This is a genomic window from Microbacterium sp. NPDC078428, from assembly GCF_044542535.1.
GTDB lineage: Bacteria > Actinomycetota > Actinomycetes > Actinomycetales > Microbacteriaceae > Microbacterium > Microbacterium limosum.
In genome coordinates, this window is sequence record NZ_JBITUP010000010.1 from 22776 (window position 1) to 41507 (window position 18732).

At 61.5% G+C, this 18732-nt stretch carries 14 protein-coding genes; 12 read left to right on the top strand and 2 right to left on the bottom strand.

Annotated features, from left to right (window positions below):
- The first annotated feature begins 5 nt into the window (after positions 1-5).
- From ACIGCK_RS14330 to ACIGCK_RS14360, 7 genes are all read left to right on the top strand, one after another.
- Positions 6-2117, top strand: a complete 2112-nt coding sequence (locus ACIGCK_RS14330; RefSeq protein WP_396666915.1) for a hydantoinase/oxoprolinase family protein — start codon at positions 6-8, stop codon at positions 2115-2117.
- Entirely contained in the window at positions 2114-4102 is a 1989-nt protein-coding gene (locus ACIGCK_RS14335; RefSeq protein WP_396666916.1) for a hydantoinase B/oxoprolinase family protein, read from the top strand. Before ACIGCK_RS14330 ends, ACIGCK_RS14335 begins: the two co-directional genes overlap by 4 nt.
- Positions 4103-4265: 163 nt before the next feature.
- Positions 4266-5603, top strand: a complete 1338-nt coding sequence (locus ACIGCK_RS14340) for an MFS transporter (RefSeq protein WP_396666917.1) — start codon at positions 4266-4268, stop codon at positions 5601-5603.
- A 275-nt stretch (positions 5604-5878) separates the two neighbouring features.
- On the top strand, positions 5879-6028 hold the full coding sequence (locus tag ACIGCK_RS14345; RefSeq protein WP_396666930.1) for an ATP-binding cassette domain-containing protein: 150 nt from the start codon (positions 5879-5881) through the stop codon (positions 6026-6028).
- A gap of 224 nt (positions 6029-6252) precedes the next feature.
- A complete protein-coding gene (locus ACIGCK_RS14350; protein WP_396666918.1) occupies positions 6253-7020 on the top strand; it encodes an HpcH/HpaI aldolase/citrate lyase family protein in 768 nt (255 codons plus the stop codon).
- Positions 7021-7099: 79 nt separating this feature from the next.
- Positions 7100-8077, top strand: coding sequence for an ornithine cyclodeaminase family protein (locus ACIGCK_RS14355; protein ID WP_396666919.1), 978 nt, complete (start codon positions 7100-7102; stop codon positions 8075-8077).
- Positions 8074-8373, top strand: a complete 300-nt coding sequence (locus ACIGCK_RS14360) for a hypothetical protein (protein ID WP_396666920.1) — start codon at positions 8074-8076, stop codon at positions 8371-8373. The genes ACIGCK_RS14355 and ACIGCK_RS14360 overlap by 4 nt, the downstream gene beginning before the upstream one ends.
- Positions 8374-8640: 267 nt before the next feature.
- Here ACIGCK_RS14360 and ACIGCK_RS14365 read toward each other — a convergent pair whose 3' ends face one another.
- Positions 8641-9402 carry a GntR family transcriptional regulator gene (locus ACIGCK_RS14365; protein WP_396666921.1) on the bottom strand — a complete coding sequence of 254 codons (762 nt, stop codon included), beginning with the start codon at positions 9400-9402 and terminating at the stop codon, positions 8641-8643.
- Positions 9403-9597: 195 nt separating this feature from the next.
- Positions 9598-10245, bottom strand: a complete 648-nt coding sequence (locus tag ACIGCK_RS14370) for a GntR family transcriptional regulator (protein WP_396666922.1) — start codon at positions 10243-10245, stop codon at positions 9598-9600.
- A 167-nt stretch (positions 10246-10412) separates the two neighbouring features.
- Here ACIGCK_RS14370 and ACIGCK_RS14375 point away from each other — a divergent pair, with 167 nt between their 5' ends.
- The 5 genes from ACIGCK_RS14375 to mobF form a co-directional block, all read left to right on the top strand.
- The gene (locus ACIGCK_RS14375; protein ID WP_396666923.1) at positions 10413-11450 is read left to right on the top strand and encodes a TRAP transporter substrate-binding protein; all 1038 of its coding nucleotides are present in this window, start codon (positions 10413-10415) and stop codon (positions 11448-11450) included.
- Entirely contained in the window at positions 11447-11992 is a 546-nt protein-coding gene (locus ACIGCK_RS14380; RefSeq protein ID WP_396666924.1) for a TRAP transporter small permease, read from the top strand. The genes ACIGCK_RS14375 and ACIGCK_RS14380 overlap by 4 nt, the downstream gene beginning before the upstream one ends.
- Before the next feature lie 3 nt (positions 11993-11995).
- The gene (locus tag ACIGCK_RS14385) at positions 11996-13270 is read left to right on the top strand and encodes a TRAP transporter large permease (RefSeq protein ID WP_396666925.1); all 1275 of its coding nucleotides are present in this window, start codon (positions 11996-11998) and stop codon (positions 13268-13270) included.
- Positions 13271-13493: 223 nt separating this feature from the next.
- Entirely contained in the window at positions 13494-15206 is a 1713-nt protein-coding gene (gene dld / locus ACIGCK_RS14390) for a D-lactate dehydrogenase (RefSeq protein ID WP_396666926.1), read from the top strand.
- Between the two features lie 441 nt (positions 15207-15647).
- Positions 15648-18732: MobF family relaxase (mobF, locus tag ACIGCK_RS14395; RefSeq protein ID WP_396666927.1), on the top strand; the 3085-nt coding region annotated here is incomplete at its 3' end.

Genomic DNA, 18732 nt, shown 5'->3' on the forward strand with positions numbered 1-18732 from the left:
CAATAATGACAGTCAGCTTCACCGTAGGTATCGATGTCGGTGGTACTTTCACTGACTTCGTTGCGATTCCACATGGTATAGAACAGCCCGTTCGTCTCAAAGTGTCAAGCACCCCGAGCGATCCGTCGGCTGCGGTCGAGGAAGGTCTACGTAGACTTCTCGGCCTACTTCCCATTGAGAGCGAGATCACGAGCATCACCCACGGAACAACGATTGGTTTGAATGCGCTTATTCAGCGTGCGGGTGGCAAGGTTGCGCTCGTCGTGAGTCGGGGTTTCCGTGACATCTTTGAGATCGCCCGCTCGCGCATGCCGAGTTCATGGGATCTGCACGCCTCGATTCCAGAACCTTTGGTGAATCTCGAGAGCGTCATTGAGATCGACGCACGACTGGATCAGGACGGTAATGTGCTGAAAGAGGTTAGCGACGAGGACCTGAAGGCGATCGCCGCCAATGTGCAGAAGATCGCCCCAGAGGCCCTCGTGCTGAACCTGCTCAACGGATACAAGAACGTCGACTACACTGACGAACTCGCAACTCGCATCGGCGCGCAACTCGGTGGGTTGCCGATGATCTCCGCGACGAAGGTGTGGCCCGAGATACGCGAGTACGAGCGATCGCTCGTCGCCGTTATGGGTGCGCACATTCACGGGCTCATGTCGGCGTACTTCACGAAGCTGAAGTCGCGTGTCGAAGGCTTGGGCATCGAAGCCCCGCTGTTCATCGCCGGCTCGAACGGCGGAACGCTGGCGCTGGAATCGGCGATGGAGCGTCCGCTCGACACGGTGCTGTCGGGCCCGGCGTCGGGCGTGACAGCGGCGCGTCTGCACTACCCGGGTGAGAGCCTCATCACTTTCGACATGGGTGGTACGAGTAGCGACATCTCCATTGTCGTCGGGGGCAATTCGCAGCTGTCGACCTCGACGGAGATCGGCGGGCTCGAGTTCATGATGCCGGTGGTTGATGTCAACGCGATCGGTGCCGGCGGCGGCTCCGTGATCTGGGCCGACGAATCGGGTAGCCGGGCAGCGCTGCGAGTCGGCCCGATGAGTGCCGGCGCCTTCCCCGGTCCAGCATGCTACGGGCAGGGAGGCGAACGAGTGGCGATCACCGACGCCTATCTGACCTCTGGCATCATCAGTGCCGGTAACTTCTTGGGCGGCGCGATGAAACTCGACGTCGAAGCGGCTCGCGCGGGTCTCGCGGAGGTCGCCGATACGATCGGCATCGCGACCCAGGATGCCGATCCCGCCGTGCAGGCGGCCGATGCGGGATTGCGCCTCGCGACCGCGCAGATGAGCGCCACGCTGCAGAAATTGCTCGCTGAGCGGGCGCTCGATCCGCGCGAATTCACACTCGTGCCGTTCGGCGGAGCCGGGCCGACTCACGCCGCGATGATCGCCGAAGAGCTCGGCATCGAGCAGATCCGTATTCCTGATGCCGCGGCGACGTATTGCGCGCTCGGTGCGGCGCTCGCACCGCTGCGCCGTGACCTCGTCAACAGCGTGCGTGCGCTGCTCGATGAGCGCACCGCGCAACGCTGCCGCGACATTGTCACGGAGCTTGCGGCAGAAGGTCGTGAGTGGTTGCGAGAAGGCGGCGACAACCCCGACCTCGGCTCGATCGAGGTCACCGTCGATATGCGGCATCCGTTGCAGGCATACGAGTTGAGCATCGAGCTCGGTGAGATCTCGCTCGCGGATATCGCTGCGGGAAGGCCGCTCGATTTCGTCGACAATCAGAAGATTCGTGACGCGTTTAATGCCGAGCACACGGTGCGTTACGGCTTCGCGAATACGGACGCTCCGCTCGAGATCGGCACGTTGCGCGTCGCCGTCATCGGCCAGCCGCCGCTCGGAAGCGAGGGAAACCACATCATCCCCGATAACTCGAACGAGCCCGCGCCCGTCGCGGTCGGGTCGCGTCCGATTCGCTGGCGCGAGACATGGATCGATGCGTCGATCTACTCCGCAGACACGTGGGAGGGCAAGGGATCGGTAGACGGCTCAGCGGTGATCGAACTCAGCGATACCACCGTGCTGGTGCCGCCGAACTGGACGGCGCGCGTGCTCGAGAACAAAGACATTCTGCTCACATGGAAAGGTGACCTCGCATGAGTTTCTCCGTCGACCTAGAGATCAATTCAATCAAGCTCACGGCGCTGACCGAAGAGATGTGTCTTGCCCTGCAGCGCAGCAGCCGCAGCCTGTACGTGAAGGAGACCGCCGACTACGCATGCGCGATCGCGGGCACCGACGGTTACTTCGTCGCCTACCCGGGCGCCATGGGAGTGTCGGGTTTCGTCGGTCTGAACGTGCTGAAGGCGGTGGAGGAAGCCAGTAAGCACGAGCCGCTGCATCCGGGCGACGTGATCATCACGAACGATCCGTATTCGACCGGCGGTCTCGCAACTCACTTGCCCGATATCCACATGATCTCGCCATATTTTCACAACGGCGAGATCGTCGCCTACGGCTGGTGCTTCGTGCACTGCGCCGACATCGGCGGTCGCGTGCCGTCATCGGTGAGCCCGTTCAATACGAGCATCTACGCCGAGGGGCTGCAGATTCCTCCAGTGAAGCTCGTACGCGGTGGAGAGGTCGTCGAAGATGTGAAGGCGTTGCTGCACCGTAACAGCCGCACGCCCGAGATCAACGAGGGCGATTTCAAGGCGATGATCGGTTCGCTCGTGACGGGCGGTCTTCGCGTCGCCGAGATGATCGAGGCGACCGGCGTCGAGACCTTCTTCGAATCATGCACGTACGGCGTCGAGCAGGTCGCGGCTCGTTCGCAGCGCGCATTCCGCAGTTTGGGAGAGGGCGTCGCCCGTGGCATCGATTACCTCGACAACGACGCGATCAGCCCGGTACCCGTCCGAATCGCTGTCGAGGCGACCCTGAGCGATGGCGACCTGAAAATCGACTTCACGGGCAGCGACCCGCAGGTCGCCTCCGCGTTCAATATCGCCAGCTTCGGCACGGTGCACGCGTGGCTCACGACTCGGGTGCTCGCGCTCATCGCGACGCTCGACGCGAGCATTCCGCTCAACGTCGGTCTGCTGCGGCACGTCGAAGTCGTCGCACCCGAAGGAACGATCGTTCACGCGACCCGCCCGGCCCCCGTCGGCGCACGCGCCGCGACCGCGACTCGTGTGAACGACCTCGTGAATGAGGCTCTCATCCAGCTCGCCCCCGAGCAACTGCCCGCAGCGAGCAGCGGTGTCGCGGTGCCGGTGGTCGTATCGGAGTGGAACGGCGCGAGCGAAGACGTGCAGGTCGTCGAACCTGTCGTCGGCGGCACGGCTGCGTGGTTCGGTTCCGATGGCGTCGATGGCCGCGAATCCGGCCTGTCGAACTTGGCGAACAGCCCGGTGGAAACCGTCGAGGCCGAGATTTGCGTACGCGTGCAGAAGTATGCGATTCGCAACGGCTCGGGTGGCGTCGGAAAGTGGCGCGGCGGCTGCGGTCTCAACCTTACCTTCGAGGCGATTCGCCCCTGCAATCTGATGATGCGCGGTATCGAACGAATGACCTTCCGCCCGTGGGGCTATGCGGGTGGCGGAGCCGGCGAGGCTACTCTCGTGATCATCAACGAGGGCACCGACCGCGAGTTCCGCCCGCTGAACGTCGATATTCTGCCGCTCGCCAAGGGCGATACCGTGACACTGCTGACGCCCGGCGCCGGTGGATACGGCGATCCGTTCGAGCGTGAGATCGAAGCCGTGAGCCGCGACGTGCGCCGTCGACGAGTCACGGTCGAAAGCGCCGCCGCCGACTACGGCGTCGTGCTCGACGAAGAGGGCGTCGTCGACCCGGCGGCGACCGAAGCCTTGCGTTCAGCACCGCGTGAGCGCGTGTCACCGGTTGGGCCTGAGCGCGAGCGCTGGGACTCGGTGTTCGACACCGCGACGTACGACGGCATGATCGAGGGGCTGTTCTCGGCAGATGTGGTCGATCGCAACGCTCTCAAGCACACCGTCATCGGCGACGTGATGAAGCAGCTGCCCGAGGGCTTTCCTCGTGTCGAGGCCGATTCGGCGCAGGTCGAAGCGGCGTCGAAACGATTCGCCGAAGCGGTCGCGACGATCGGAGCCCGAAGCTGATCGAACCGCTCCAGGGGTCGGCCAGGCTTTCGACGGGCCGACCCCGACGGTCTCGACGCGATTGAGACCGTGCACATCCAAGGTTCTCATCACAGGCGCGAACCACTCACCGAACTTTCTCGTATACGCATCATGACGTCCAACAGGCAAAGGAGCTGCAATCATGAGCACAGTTGATACCGGCACCGCAGAGAGCGGTGCCAAGAAACCAGGCAGGGTCAGAACGATCGTCGGTGGCGGCATCGGCAACCTGGTCGAGTTCTACGATTACGGCGTGTACGGCCTCATGGCCACACCGATCGCGATGAACTTCTTTCCGTCAGAAGATCCGACCGCAGGTCTGCTTGCGACATTCACCGTGTTCGCGGCCTCGTTCGCAGTGCGACCGCTCGGCGGCATCTTCTTCGGGCGCTGGGGCGACAAGGTGGGGCGCAGGAAGGCGCTCGCCGGGGCCGTGATCCTCATGGGGGTCAGCACTCTGCTGATCGGCGTATTTCCGACGTACCACAGCGTGGGCGTCTTGGCGCCGATTCTGCTGGTGCTCGCTCGCCTCGGGCAAGCTTTCTCTGCGGGTGGTGAGTACGGTGGATCAGCCGTCTTCTTGGTCGAGCACGCCCCGAAGAAGCACAAGGGGTTCTTCGGCAGCATCGTGCAGTTCAGCGCCATGCTGGGCGTTGCCCTTGGCTCTGCGACGGGTGCCATAATCGCGAACACAGTGTCGCCCGACATGATGAACGAGTGGGGCTGGCGCGTACCGTTCATCGTGGGCGGTCTGCTCGGCGCAATCGGGCTCTACGTCCGTTCGAAGCTCGAGGAGAGCCCTGAGTATGAGGCAATCCCCGAAGATGTCAAGGCCGAGACGAAGCCGCTGAAGCTCGCGGTGACGAGTTATTGGAAACAAACGCTCACTCTCGTAGGCCTGGTCGTCGCCTACACGATCACCGTCTACATCGTCATGACCTACATGACGACTTTCCTCACGGTGACAGTCGGCCACACGTTGGGTGAGGCGCTGACAGTGACGACGATTGCGCTGATCGTATACATCATCTGCGTTCCGCTCGCAGGCGCGCTCTCGGACAGGATTGGTCGGAAGACAATGATGGTTGCTTTCTGTATTCTGATGACAGTTCTCGCATGGCCGATCTTCGCGCTGATCGCGGCCGGCGCCATTTGGCAGGCAATCCTGGGCGACATCATTCTGGTGATTGTGCTCTCGCTCATGGGTGGAGTGGCGCAGACAGTGTACGTCGAGCTGTTCCCGACCGAGGTGCGCAACACTGCAGTAGGCCTGGGGTACAACGTGTCGAACGCCATCTTCGGCGGCACGACGCCGTTCGTTTTGACCGCACTGGTGGCAGCGACTGGAAGCCAGATGGTCCCGGCCTATTACTTAATCGCGGCATGTATAGTCACTCTCATCGTGGTGATCGGGATCCGTGAGACCGCGCCACTGGTCGTCGCGCGGCGAAAAGCTAAGCTCTCGGCCGAGACGACATGAGTATCCCCTGTTCCTGAATCTTGGACTTTCGTCTAATTAACCGACTGTTGGGGCCAGGCACAATAAGGGCCTTAGTGTGTACGTGACAGCAAGGTTCTCATGAATTGAGAAGACGTTTCAGGCTCCAACATTGACAAGCTGCGGCGTCGAGTCGGCATGGTTTTGCAGCACTTCAATCTGTTCCCGTATCTGACGGTGCGCGAGAACATCGTGATGCCCTTGCAGTAGGTTCGCAGGACGCGCCGATCAGAGCCCTCGCACTAGCGGAGAGGAAGATCGCGGATGTCGAGTTCTGCACGCACTTCGAGGCCCGGCCCGCAAGCCTCTCAGGCGGTCCAAAGCAGAGAGTCGCAGTCTCACGCGCGCTGGCAATGAAGCCCGAGGTGATGCTCTTCGACGAGGCCATCACCGCAGGCACACCCTGAGCTTGTCAAGGGTGTGCTTGCGGTGATGGCTGACCTTGCTTCCTCGGGAGCGACTATGGTCGTCGTCACCTACGAAATGGGCTTCGCGCGCAACGTAGCCGATCGCGTCGTGTTCATGGATAGTGGGGTACGTGGTAGAAGAAGGTGCCTCGGGCGATCTCTTCGACAACCCGAATACCACACGATTGCGAACCTTCCTCAATCAGGTTCTATAAGGAGTAGCGGTGACCACATCTTATAAAACACGTGTCGGCGCGTGGATCTCGATTGCTTCGGCATTCGCAGCAGAGCAGATCGCACGCGAAGGTTTCGATTACGTCTGCGTTGACGGACAGCACGGTCTTCTCGATTACGGAGAGCTGCGTGACGCACTCATCGGAATCACTGCAGCAGCAGGCCCAACTCCGTTCGCCCGAGTATCGACCAATAGTGCTGCAGAAATTGGCAGAATGCTCGACGCTGGCGCGCAGGGAATCATCGTGCCGTTGGTGAACTCAGTCGAGGAAGCAGAAGAAGCAGCTGCAGCTGTTCGATACCCGGTCTCCGGTGGGCGCCGCTCATACGGCCCGTTCCGACTTGGGACACACTTCGCCGAGACTCCCGCACAGACTGACGACGGTGTGACACTACTGGTCATGATCGAGACCGCTTCGGCACTTGAACAAGTTGAGAGAATCGTCGCTGTCGAAGGTATCGACGGGGTCTACGTTGGCCCGTACGATCTTTCTCTCGCGTTAGGCGCGAAGGTGCCGTTCGAGCCAGAGATCCTTCCTCGCCTTGAAGAAGCCATCGAGCGGGTGAGACGTGCTGCCTCCGCTGCGGGCAAGCTCGCGGGAATCCACTGTGTAGACGGTGATATGGCGCAGGCTAAGGCCGCGCAGGGTTTTGATCTGGTCACTGCCGTCACTGATATTGCGGCGCTTCGCAGCGAGTGTTCTCGACAGCTCTCGCTCGCGAAGAACCAGGTGCAAGAACGGAGCTCGGGCTACTAGATGGAGAGCTCGCGTTGCGGTTGGGATTCACAGTCTCAATCGCAACGCGAGCACCGAACAAGTTCCGGCATATTCAGGCATGACGAAACACAACGATGCAGGCCCCCTCCTGCTCTCCGCAAGCCAAGTCAGATCACGCATAGATCCAGAGCGCGCGCGAAGCCTCATCGAAGAAGCGCTCCTCTCAGGGTTCGACCCCATGACCGACCCTGCACGTGTCGTAGTCGAGGCGGGCTCCGGTGATGGGCATTTGCTCATGATGCCGTCGACGCTGGGCAAATGGGCTGGGGTGAAGATGGCCTCTGTGTCCCCGGATAACCCCCGTAAAGGGGCCCCTCGGATTCAAGCAATGTACCTGCTGATGGACGCTGACACGCTCACTCCGCGCCTGATTCTGGACGGAACGGAACTCACCAAGCTACGCACTGCTGCCACCACTGCGGTCGCCGTTGACCGACTCGCGGGATCCGGCGCATCGAAGCTCGTCGTGTTCGGCAGTGGAGCACAGGCGATCTCGCACGTCATCGCCTTCAGTAAAATCCGTGGCCTGTCCGAAATTCGGCTAATCGGCAGAAGCATCGAACGTACCGCGTCAGCTCTTCGTCAACTGGCGGCACACGATATCCTGGTCGCGCTGGGGGAAGCGGGCGATGTCGCAGACGCCGATATCGTGCTTTGCGCGACAACGGCCCAGGAGCCACTGTTCCCCGCTGACTGGGTCAAGGATGGCACCTGCGTTGCTGCGATCGGTTCCCATCGGCCCGACCAGCGCGAGCTCCCTGGCTCACTGCTTGCGCGTTCACAGGTCATCGTTGAAGACCGCGATACGGCTCTACGAGAAGCGGGCGATATCGTTCTCGCGATTCAGGACGGTGATCTCAACCCAAATACGCTCGTGACAATCGCTGAGCTAGTGAAAGACGAAGTCCGGCGAGACGAGCAACGCCCCAACGTCTTCAAAGGCACTGGAATGGCATGGCAAGATCTCGCGATCGCGGCAGGCCTTGCGCAGGCCGATTTGTTGATCAACCACGAGAACGAAGCTGAGACACCATGACCACCAACATCGATACACAGGAAATTCGCGCAAGCCTGCTGGCGGGAGCAAACATCCGCCGCGTGATCAAAATTGATATCTCACCAGCAGAGACAGGAATTGTGATCTGCGCAAAAGTAGATCTACCCCGTGACCTTTCCATGAGCGAGGTTTCGGTGGTGCTCCATCAGGCGAAGCGGCGTCTGCAGCCCCTCGTGCCCGAAGCCAAGGAGATCTACCTCGAGCCTGATGTGTGGATAGATCCCGAGGCGGTGCGACCGACAACTAGCGCCATAGTGATTCTCTCGAGCGACTAGTTTCCTGCCTGGCGTTACCCAGCATGGCGCATAGCGACGAGTTGAGGACGGTTGATAGCGGCTACTGCGCTCGCTCCAGTGTGAGGTGGCAAGGGTCACGAGGGAGGTACTGAGTGGATGATAGGTTGGCAACATAATCGTGGAGCAAGTGGGTGTTGCGCGAGCAGCCGGCACTTCGACGTTATCTTCATGTCGCAGAGGTTGAAGGCCTCGCCACTGAAGGTCAGCAGAAGCTGGCAAGCCACGCCCTCATGTAGTGTGCAAGACCTAGGTATTTATGGTGAAGTCATGCCAAACCTCTGAGGGCTCAGATTGTCGGAGTGGCGAATCGGTCGGAAGCGCAGACCAAGTCTGTTCTACCAGCAGCAAGCCGGTGCGGCAGAGGTGCTCACGCATTGCTGCTGCCGCTCGCTGCGCGTCTCCGTCGCGGATGGCTTGCAAGATTGGGGCGTGCTCGCGGAGGATCTGATCGAGGGATCGCTCTTTTCCTGCTGTCGATACTCCCAGTCTGCTCGTGGACACACGGAGGCGGTTCACCACGTCTCGCCCACGAAGCGCTCCCGATGCGTCCATGATCAGATCGTGCAACCGCCGGTCTTGCTCCATGAAAGCCTCCACATCGCCGGCAGACGCGAGCGCGGTCATCGTCTCGGTAATCTGATCGGCGTCGGCGCACCAGGTTCGATCCGCGCGTTTGGCTGCTCTGGCTGCGGCTGGAACTTCCACCGCCATTCTCATGCCGAAGATCTCCGCGACGTCTTGCGGGCCGACCGGGAGTATCTCGAAGCCCTTGTTGCGGGAGAACTGGATCAGGCCGGCCTCTTCAAGGCGTAAGAGCCCTTCTCGGACGGGGGAGCGGGAGATGCCAAGCTGTTCTGCTAGCTGATAGACGCTGTAGAACCGCCCCACTTCCAGATCTCCTGCAGCCGCTGCGTTTGTTACGAACCGCACGACCTGGTCGGCGAGTGAAGCTCCGAGCGTGAGCGAGGTCTCACTTGGTCTAGACACTGTCCGCTCCTTGAACTGCACCGAAACTTGCCTCGCTCATGTTGAGTCGGGCACTACGATTCTTCCATAACGATCTTCACGTTGACGGCAGCATTCCTTGGCACCGATGCAGTCCTCCCGCAAGTAGGTCTCCGGGCGCCGGGCCGAACGGTCTTCATCTTGCGCAGGCGCTTCAACGTTCCCTGGCCAAGTCGGAGGGCGCGTAGCCGCTCAGTGCTATCCAGACGTCCTGCTGGTAAACAGCGTGTCGAGCTTCTCCGCCCCGTAGTTGAGATGCGTCTTGAGTATCTCGGGCCAACGGGGGTCGTTCGCTTCGATAGCGTCGAGGATCTCTCGATGCTCGACGGTCATGCTGGACATGTCGTTCTTCACAGCCGGGGTGAGTTCGAGCAGCACCTCGAGTGTGCGTTCGATGGTGCGAGAGGCGTTCGTTACGTGCCGCTGCGGGGTCGCCTCGTAGAAGCCTCGGTGGAATTGGAGGTCAGCGAGTGCAAACGCGGCAGCATCGCCCTGTTCGGCTGCTGCATGCATCAACTCAACGGCCTGGCGGCACTGCGTCCAATCGGGAGTGGAGCGCAGAGCCCGCTCGACCGCGAGCTTTTCCAGGGAGAACCGCAGGTCATAGAGTTCCCTGACGTCGTCTCGGGTGAACTCGGACACTCGGTAGCTTCGCCCCTGCGCCTCGATGAGCCCTTCCTGCGTGAGCTGTCGGAAGGCGTCGCGAACCGGCCCTCTGCTCAGGCCGAACTCCGCGGAGAGTGCACTTTCGATCAGGAGGTCTCCGGCGCTACGGGTTCCGTCGAGGATTTCCCGGCGAAGCCGCTTGGCAAGTTGAACACCGAGGGGCTGATTCTTGATGATCACATCCATCCTCTCCTGGCGCGGGCTTCAAGCGCATCATACTTCTCGGGGGAAGAATCCCCGCAAAGGGGCGCTGCGATTACTCGGTTGCCGTGAATGAAATCTTGACTTAACATGTTACATGCGGGAAACCGTTAACAGATTGTTTCGTTCTGAAGACAAAGGTGTCTATGAATCACCAAAAGATGAGAAAGCGGCGTGCATTGGCCGCAGCGGGATTGGGGAGCGTCCTCGTGCTCCTGAGCGGGTGCAGCGCCACGGTGGAGGAAACTAAGCCGGAGTTCACGCTCGTGGTCGCGCATGAGGTGCCGACCGATCATTATTACCATGAGACGTACCTGCTGTTTGAAGAGCTGGTAGAGGAGCGATCGAACGGGCGAATCGAGGTCAAGGTCGTTCCCAACGCATTGTTCGGGACTGCTGATGCGCTGACCACTGCTGTGCAGCTCGACAGCATTCAAATGACGGCCACCACCTCCGGGATTCTGGGCCAGTTCTCGCCAGAGCAGAACGTGTGGGATACCCCCTATCTCTTCGATGATCCCGATCATGCTCACCGGGTGCTTGATGGCGAGTTTGGTCAGGAGGTGCTCGCCGAACTCGAGCACATTGACCTCGTAGGCCTGGGGTACTTGGAAAACGGCGTGCGTCATCTCACCACGCGCGGCATCGAGGTGGATGGGCCCGATGACCTGAATCGGGTGAAGATCCGCGTGCAGCCAAATACCCTCCAGCTCGAGGCATGGGATGCAACACAGGCGAATCCCACTCCGATGGCTTTCGGTGAGGTCTATACCGGACTGCAGCAGCGCACGATTGACGCACAGGAAAACCCGCTGGCGCTCATCGTCTCCCAACGCTTCTACGAGGTGCAAGACCGAGTGACCTTGACCGCGCACGTCCACTCGACGAGCACGCTCGTCCTGTCGAAGATCTTCTACGACCGGCTGCCTGAAGACCTGCAGCAGGTTGTTGTCGAGTCCGCTCAGGAGAGTGTCGAGTTCAATCGGATCCGCGCTGCAGAATCGGATATCGAATCCGCCAAGATCATAGAGGAAGCCGGCGTCACCATTGCCGAGATCTCCGATGAAGGGCGCGAGGAGTTCCGGGAAGCCATGCAGGGTGCCGCGCTCCCGTATCTGCGCAAGACAGTCGGCGATGAGACCGTAGACCGCCTTGAAGCGGCAATCGAGGAGGAACGTCAATGACGACGAACACGACAGTAATCAGTCTCAGCCAGCCCAAAGTCTGGTGGAAACGACACTCGATCGAAGAGTATGTCGGCGGCGCGCTACTCGGCGTCATGGTCGTCGTGATCTTCTTGCAGGTGATCGCACGATACGTCTTCGGCGACTCCTTCTCTTGGAGTGAAGAGCTCGCACGCTACTGCTTCATCTGGCTGATCTACTTCACGCTCGGCGCAGTCGTACTCAAAGCCCAGCACGTCACGGTCGACGCCATCATCTCCCGGCTCCCCGCGAACGTTTCACGCTGGTGGGAACAGGGAATTCAGGTCGTGATCTTCGCCCTCAACGTCCTGATCCTGGTCTACGGGATGATTCTCGTCGTTCGGATGTTCGGGCTCGGGCAGACCTCTTCAGCGCTCCACTTGCCGATGTGGGTGGTGTACACCGCACTACCGGTCGGCCTCCTCCTCGCGTCTATCCGAGCCATGCAGGCAAGTGTCGCCATCTGGAAGCCACCACCCGGCGGGCGAGCGCCCTTTCTTGATGAAGAAGCGGAGGTGTAACCCATGGACGCACTCCTCCTCACCCTGGTCATGCTGGTCGGGCTGGCCTGCGGAATCCCCGTGGTCTACGCCTTCCTCCTCGCCAGCGCGGTGACCATTCTCTTCGCTGACACCGGCATCACCCTCACCTTCGTCGCTCAGTCGTTGACAGTCGCCGGAGATTCCTTCCCGCTGATGGCGATCCCGTTCTTCATCCTCGCCGGTCTCATCATGGGGCGGGGCGGCATATCGAGGCGATTGTTCGTACTCGCGAACGCGCTCGTCGGCCACCTTCCCGGCGGAATCGGAGTCGCGGCAGTGCTGACGGCAATGTTCTTCTCCGCGATCTCAGGCTCAGGACTCGCGACGGTTGCCGCCGTCGGCAGCATCATGATCCCCGAAATGGTCAAGTCCGGGTACAGCCGAAGGTACTCGGCCGCGCTGATCGCCGCAGCCGGAACCATCGGTGTCGTTCTGCCGCCGAGCATTCCTCTCGTGCTCTTCGGAGTCGTGACCGGCACCAGCATCGGAGATCTCTTCATCGCGGCCGTGATTCCGGGCATCATCATGGGGCTCGCGCTCATGGGGTGGGTTATCGTCCACGCGAAACGCCATCACATCCACGGGGTTGAACGGAGCACCTGGCGTGAGCGCGCACAGGCTTTCTGGGGTTCCATCGGCGGGCTCCTGATGCCCGTGATCATTCTCGGTGGCATCTATGGCGGAGTTTTCACTCCGACCGAGGCGGCGGTCATCGCCGTTGTCTACGGACTGGTCGTCAGCCTTGGTTTCTATCGCGAAACCACCCTGCGCGAGATTCTCAATACCTTCGGACGCGCAGCCATCTCGACGAGCGCCCTCATGGTTATGGTGACCGCCGCTGTTGTATTCGGGCACTTCCTGACGATTGAGGACGTACCCGCGACGATCGTCTCGGCAATGAGCGGCATCAGCGACAACCCGATCGTGATCGTACTCCTTGCGAACCTGTTGCTTATCCTGATCGGCACGTTCATGGATACGATTCCGGCGATTCTTCTCACCTCACCGGTGCTCATGCCGGTGCTCGTTGAAGCAGGGCTCGATCCGATCCATATTGGTATCATCGTCGTTGTCCAGATCGCGATCGGCTTCGTCACGCCACCGCTCGGCCCGAACGTGTTCATCGCGTCGAACACCGCCAAAGTGAGCAGTGAACAGACCATGATCGCGATTATGCCGGGAATCGCACTACTGCTCGGCGTCGCGCTTCTCGTCAGTTTCGTGCCCTGGCTCTCGATGGCCTTTATCGCCCCGTAGGTGACTGAGCAGTGAACGGTGAGTTCCGCCGGGGAAGCCTCCGAACCAGAGGGAGTCTTCCCCGGCGTCACTCAGGCAAATTCAGCAAGTTCCTTTGAAGAGCGAAGCGATGTCCGAAACAGCGAAGGATCTCAGCACATGCAGCATCGGTGGCGGTGATGGCGAGTGAGTAGAGAACATACCGGACGTTGGCTTGAGAACAATGGAAAGAGATTGATCCAAAATGCACGATGACAGCCCCCGTAGGTCTGAAGAGGCACTGAAAACATTCGTCGACATTCTGGGAAAGAACCACGTTCTGATTTCCCACCGAGCGACGGCCCCGTATGCGCGCGGGAGCCGGTTCGGTTCCGGCAAGGTGCTCGCAGTGCTCCGTCCAGGCACCCTGATCGAGATGTGGCGAGCGCTGCAGGTCTGCGTCGACAACGACCTCATCGTCATCCCGCAGGCCGCGAACACCGGCCTGACCGGAGGCTCCGGCCCCGGAGATCAGGACTATGATCGCGAGGTCGTGATCATCTCGACAATGCGCATCAATCAGATCCACCTGATCAACGACGCCCGCGAGGCAGTGTGCCTCGCCGGTTCTAGGCTGTATGAACTTGAAGATGCTCTGGCGCCGCACGGCCGCGAACCGCATTCGGTGATCGGCTCCACCTCTGTCGGGGCGTCCGTGATCGGCGGCATCGCCAACAACTCCGGTGGTAGCCAAGTTCGCAAGGGCCCCGCTTTCACGGAGTACGCGGTCTACGCCCGCGTCAATGAGCACAACAAGGTGGAGCTCGTGAACCATCTAGGCATCGAGTTGGGGGATGATCCCGCGCAGGTGCTCGACCGGCTGCAGCGCGGCGACTGGGATGCGGCGGATGTTACGCCTCCTCCGGCTGATTCCCTCGGCACGGACTACAGCGACCATGTGCGCGAGATCGTCGGCACACCAGCGCGGTACAACGCTGACCCGAAGTTCCTCTTCGAGGCATCTGGATGTGCGGGCAAACTCATGGTCTTCGCCGTGCGTACACGCACCTTCCCCAAAGATCGACTCACCACGACCTTCTACATCGGCACGAATGATCCGTCCGAACTCGAAGACCTACGGCGCGGGGTTCTCGGCTCCGACCGGCAGCTCCCCATCTCTGGCGAGTACTTCGACCGTGCGACGTTCGATCTCGCTGAGAAGTACGGCAAGGACACCTTCGTCGGGCTGAAGCACTGGGGAAACCAGCAGGTGCGCCGAATGTTCGCTCTCAAAAGCTGGGCGAACGGGGCCTTGGGAAAGCTCTTCCCGTTTCTGGGCCCGACGTTCGCCGACACTATCTCCCAGACGGCGTTCGCGCTGCTGCCTCAGCAGCTGCCGAAGCGGATGCTCGACTACCGGGATCGCTTCGAGCATCACCTGATCATGGAGGTCGGCGATGCCCAGAAGGCGGAGACCGATGATCTCCTCACCTCGTTCTTCGCCGAACCGGGAAGGGGCGGCGCTTTCTTCGTCTGCACCGATGACGAGGCGCAGAGCGCGATGCTGCAGCGTTTCGGGGCGGCCAGTGCGATCGCGCGATACTTCAACCTCTACCGCAGGCGCGTCGGTGGCATGGTGACCTTCGATGTGGCGCTTCGTAGGGATGACGACGACTGGCTCGAAGCGCTGCCGCCCGGGATCGCCGATCAGCTCGAGGTGAGCGCGTACTATGGCCACTTCTTCTGCCACGTCCTCCACCAGAACCATGTGGCGAAGAAGGGCGTCGACACGGTCGAGCTCAAGAAGCGGATGACGAGGCTGTTGGAGGAGCGCGGAGCGGCGATCCCTGCCGAGCACAACTACGGCCGACTGTACGAAGCGCCCCCCGCACTGGTGGAGCACTACAAGCGGCTTGACCCGGCCAACGTGTTCAACGCCGGGGTAGGTAACACGTCGCCGCGCAAGAACTGGAATTGACCAGGTGAGAACGGAGGTCGGACGGAGGCTGCTGCCAGAAGAGATGCGCATAGCGAGGTTCCACTCCACATAACGCGAACATGACCTATGCCTAGGGTCTGCGGTTACTTCACGCGCATGGGCTGTGACATGAGTTCTCGACCGCCTGTTCCGATCCTGGCAGGTGCATCGGCTCGATCCAAAATCCTCTGGGATCGGCAGCATCATCGACCTAAAGAGCGTACCGCCGATGATGAGATCTCGCTCCGCACTCGGATCTCAGACTTCGTGAACCGTCAGGATCTCCATAGATTGTTTAGACTTATTTTTTCGGCTCACATATCTTGCAAACATGGCTGAAAGTGCCGCGATTCGACTCTGATTTAACCGCGTAGTGCGGGGCGGTCGAGGCCACCTTTCGAGTGTGAAAGGTGGCATCCGATGACAGTTTCGATGCGTCGCATGACGGCGGGTGACGGATACAAGTACCTCTTGAAGTCGGTCGCGTATGGCGACGGTGACAGAGCCATGTCGACCCCGTTGACGCGCTACTACGGCGAAGAAGGAACCCCGCCCGGCCGGTGGCTCGGTTCGGGTCTGAACGGCCTCGCGGAAGGTCAGATTGTGGCCGGGGATACGGTGACCGAGACGCAACTCCAACTGCTCATCGGGATGGGCCGCGACCCGGTATCCGGTGACCCGTTGGGGCGACCTTATAGCCAGTTCCAGACGCTCGACGAGCGCGTTGCCGCCCGTGTCGCCGCGCTCGATCCCGAACTCACGCCATCACAGCGTGCCGCAGCGGTCACGATGATTGAAGCTGAGGAAGCAGCGAAGAAGAGCCGCAAGGCCGTCGCGGGCTTCGACTTCACGTTCTCGATCCCGAAGTCGGCATCGGTGTTGTGGGCGGTGGTTGATGGGGGCACGCAACAACTCATCTGGGAAGCGCACCATGCCGCGATCAGTAACGTGTTGCAGTTCATGGAGCGCGAGGTCGCTGCAACACGGGGTGGCGCGCGTGGCCCTGATGGTGCGGTGCTGCAACTCGACGTCGCTGGGGTTGTTGCAGCCGCGTATGACCACTATGACTCCAGGTTGCACGACCCCTACTTGCATACGCATGTGGTGGTGTCGAACAAGGTGCAGCACGCCCAGACCGGGCGTTGGCTCGCGCTTGACGGGCGACCTCTGCACGCAGCGACGGTCGCGCTGAGCGAACTGCATGAGGCGATCTTCGCTGACTCACTCACTCGGATGCTCGGGATCTCGTGGGAGTCACGCGAGCAAGCTGCTGGCCGGAATCAGTCGTGGGCGATCAGTAACGTGCCGGAAGAACTGATCAAAGCGTTCTCGAGACGCGCACGCGATATTGAAGTCGAGAAAGAACGCCTGATCGAGGAGTTCGTGGCCCGTCACGGTCGCAGGCCGTCGTCGGCTCAGGTCATCAAGCTGTTGCAAGAGGCCACGCTCGCAACACGCCCCGAGAAAGACGTGCGATCGCTTGATGACCTCACGAGCGAGTGGCGGGATCGTGCAACAGTGATCCTCGGTGAAGACGCGACGGAGTGGGCGACCCGTGTTGCGTGGCAACACGACCCCAGAAGCTCAGGTCTGCGGTTGTTGCGCGCCGATGACGTGCCGCTCGACATGATCGCTGCCCTCGGGCAGCAAGTGATCGAGACCGTGGGCGAGAAGCGCTCGACCTGGCGACGCTGGAACCTCATGGCCGAAGCATCCCGGCAGTCCATGTGGCTCCGGTTCGCGTCAACCGAGGAACGCGAGGTCATCGTCGGCATGATCGCGGATGCCGCCGAGCAAGCATCGCTGACGCTCACCCCGCCCGAGCTTGCCGTCACTCCCGCCGAGTTTCAGCGCGCTGACGGCTCCACAAGATTTCGGCCGAAGCACTCGACACTGTTCTCATCGACGGCGTTGCTCGCAGCGGAGGATCGGCTGATCGCGAGATCGCGGGGCATGGCCGGCCCCAGGCTCGCGCTCGACACGATCGAGCGGTTCGCGAGCGAACCCGATGATGAGGGGCGCACGCTCGGCCCCGACCAGCGCGACGCGCTCGCCCGGATCGCGGTCTCAGGCCGCACCGTCGATGTTCTCGTGGGGCCTGCAGGTACCGGGAAGACTACGACGCTGGGCGCTCTGCGTCGCGCCTGGGAATGGAAGCACGGTGAGGGGTCAGTGGTGGGGCTTGCCCCGTCAGCAGTCGCGGCAGGGGTGCTCGCTGATGAACTCGGTATCCCGACCGACAACACCGCGAAATGGCGGGAAGTGTTCGAGCGCACCGGGCAGACCTTCACACGCGGTCAGCTGGTGATTCTTGATGAGGCCTCGCTTGCGGGCACGCACTCGCTCGACCTCATCACCCGCGAGGCTGAGCGGGCCGAAGCGAAAGTGCTGCTCGTTGGAGACCCGGCACAGTTGCAGTCGGTCGGCGTGGGCGGCGCGTTCTCCCTGATCGTGAACGACCGCGCTGACGGCACGCCTGAGTTGACGGAGGTGTGGCGGCTGCAACACGACTGGGAGAAGCGCGCCTCGCTCGAGTTGCGCCACGGCCGCGCCCCTGTGATCGACACCTATATGGAGCACGGCAGGATCAGGGGCGGCACCATTGACGAGATGGCCGAGGCCGCATACCGGGCCTGGTGGGAAGACCGGCAGGCCGGGCGAGGCACGATCCTGATCGCAGAAACCGTCGAGAACGTCACCGAACTGAACCAGCGGGCACGCCGCGACCTCATCGCCCACGGCTACGTCGACGCTGAACGCGAGATCGAACTGGGCGACGGCAGCCGTATGAGTGTGGGAGACACGATCATTACGCGGCTGAACGACCGCCGCCTGCGCTCGGCACACGGATGGGTGCGCAACGGTGAACGCTGGGTGGTGACGAACGTGCGCGATGACGGCTCGGTGTTCGTGCGGCCACCCACCATGCGGCGCGGGGGCGGGATCTTGTTGCCCGCCGCCTACGCCAACGAGCACGTCGACCTCGGCTACGCAATCACCGTGCACCGCGCACAAGGCGCCACCGTTGACACCGCACACGCGATAGTCCACTCACCCCAGATGACCCGCGAAAGCCTCTACGTCGCCATGACCCGCGGCCGCGACGCCAACCACGCCTACGTCGCCATCGACCAGTTCCCCCTCGAAGAACACCAGAAGAACCCCGAACCCGACGTCACCGCCCGCAGCGGCCTCGTCGGCGTCCTCGCCCACGAGACCGCCGAACGCTCTGCCCACGAACTTCTCCTCGCTGAACACGAGCACTGGTCCTCCATCGCGCAACTCGCCGGAGAATACGACACCATCGTCACCCACGCACAGCACGACCACTGGCTCGAGATCCTCGAACAATCCCCCCTCACCACGGACCAGGTCGACGCGATCACCGAATCAGACGCGTACGGGGCGCTTGCCGCGGAGCTGCGCCGTGCGGAGGCGGAGAACTATGACATCGCGCGCCTGGTACCTGTGCTCATCGCGTCTCGTCCTCTGGCCGGAGCCGACGATCTCGCCGCCGTGATTCTCC

What these genes read in the sequence shown, in the direction of transcription:
- ACIGCK_RS14330 (WP_396666915.1), top strand. Translation starts at nt 6, where the DNA reads ATGACAGTCAGCTTCACCGTAGGTATCGATGTCGGTGGTACTTTCACT.
- ACIGCK_RS14335 (WP_396666916.1), top strand. Translation starts at nt 2,114, where the DNA reads ATGAGTTTCTCCGTCGACCTAGAGATCAATTCAATCAAGCTCACGGCG.
- ACIGCK_RS14340 (WP_396666917.1), top strand. Translation starts at nt 4,266, where the DNA reads ATGAGCACAGTTGATACCGGCACCGCAGAGAGCGGTGCCAAGAAACCA.
- ACIGCK_RS14355 (WP_396666919.1), top strand. Translation starts at nt 7,100, where the DNA reads ATGACGAAACACAACGATGCAGGCCCCCTCCTGCTCTCCGCAAGCCAA.
- ACIGCK_RS14360 (WP_396666920.1), top strand. Translation starts at nt 8,074, where the DNA reads ATGACCACCAACATCGATACACAGGAAATTCGCGCAAGCCTGCTGGCG.
- ACIGCK_RS14375 (WP_396666923.1), top strand. Translation starts at nt 10,413, where the DNA reads ATGAATCACCAAAAGATGAGAAAGCGGCGTGCATTGGCCGCAGCGGGA.
- ACIGCK_RS14380 (WP_396666924.1), top strand. Translation starts at nt 11,447, where the DNA reads ATGACGACGAACACGACAGTAATCAGTCTCAGCCAGCCCAAAGTCTGG.
- ACIGCK_RS14385 (WP_396666925.1), top strand. Translation starts at nt 11,996, where the DNA reads ATGGACGCACTCCTCCTCACCCTGGTCATGCTGGTCGGGCTGGCCTGC.
- dld (WP_396666926.1), top strand. Translation starts at nt 13,494, where the DNA reads ATGCACGATGACAGCCCCCGTAGGTCTGAAGAGGCACTGAAAACATTC.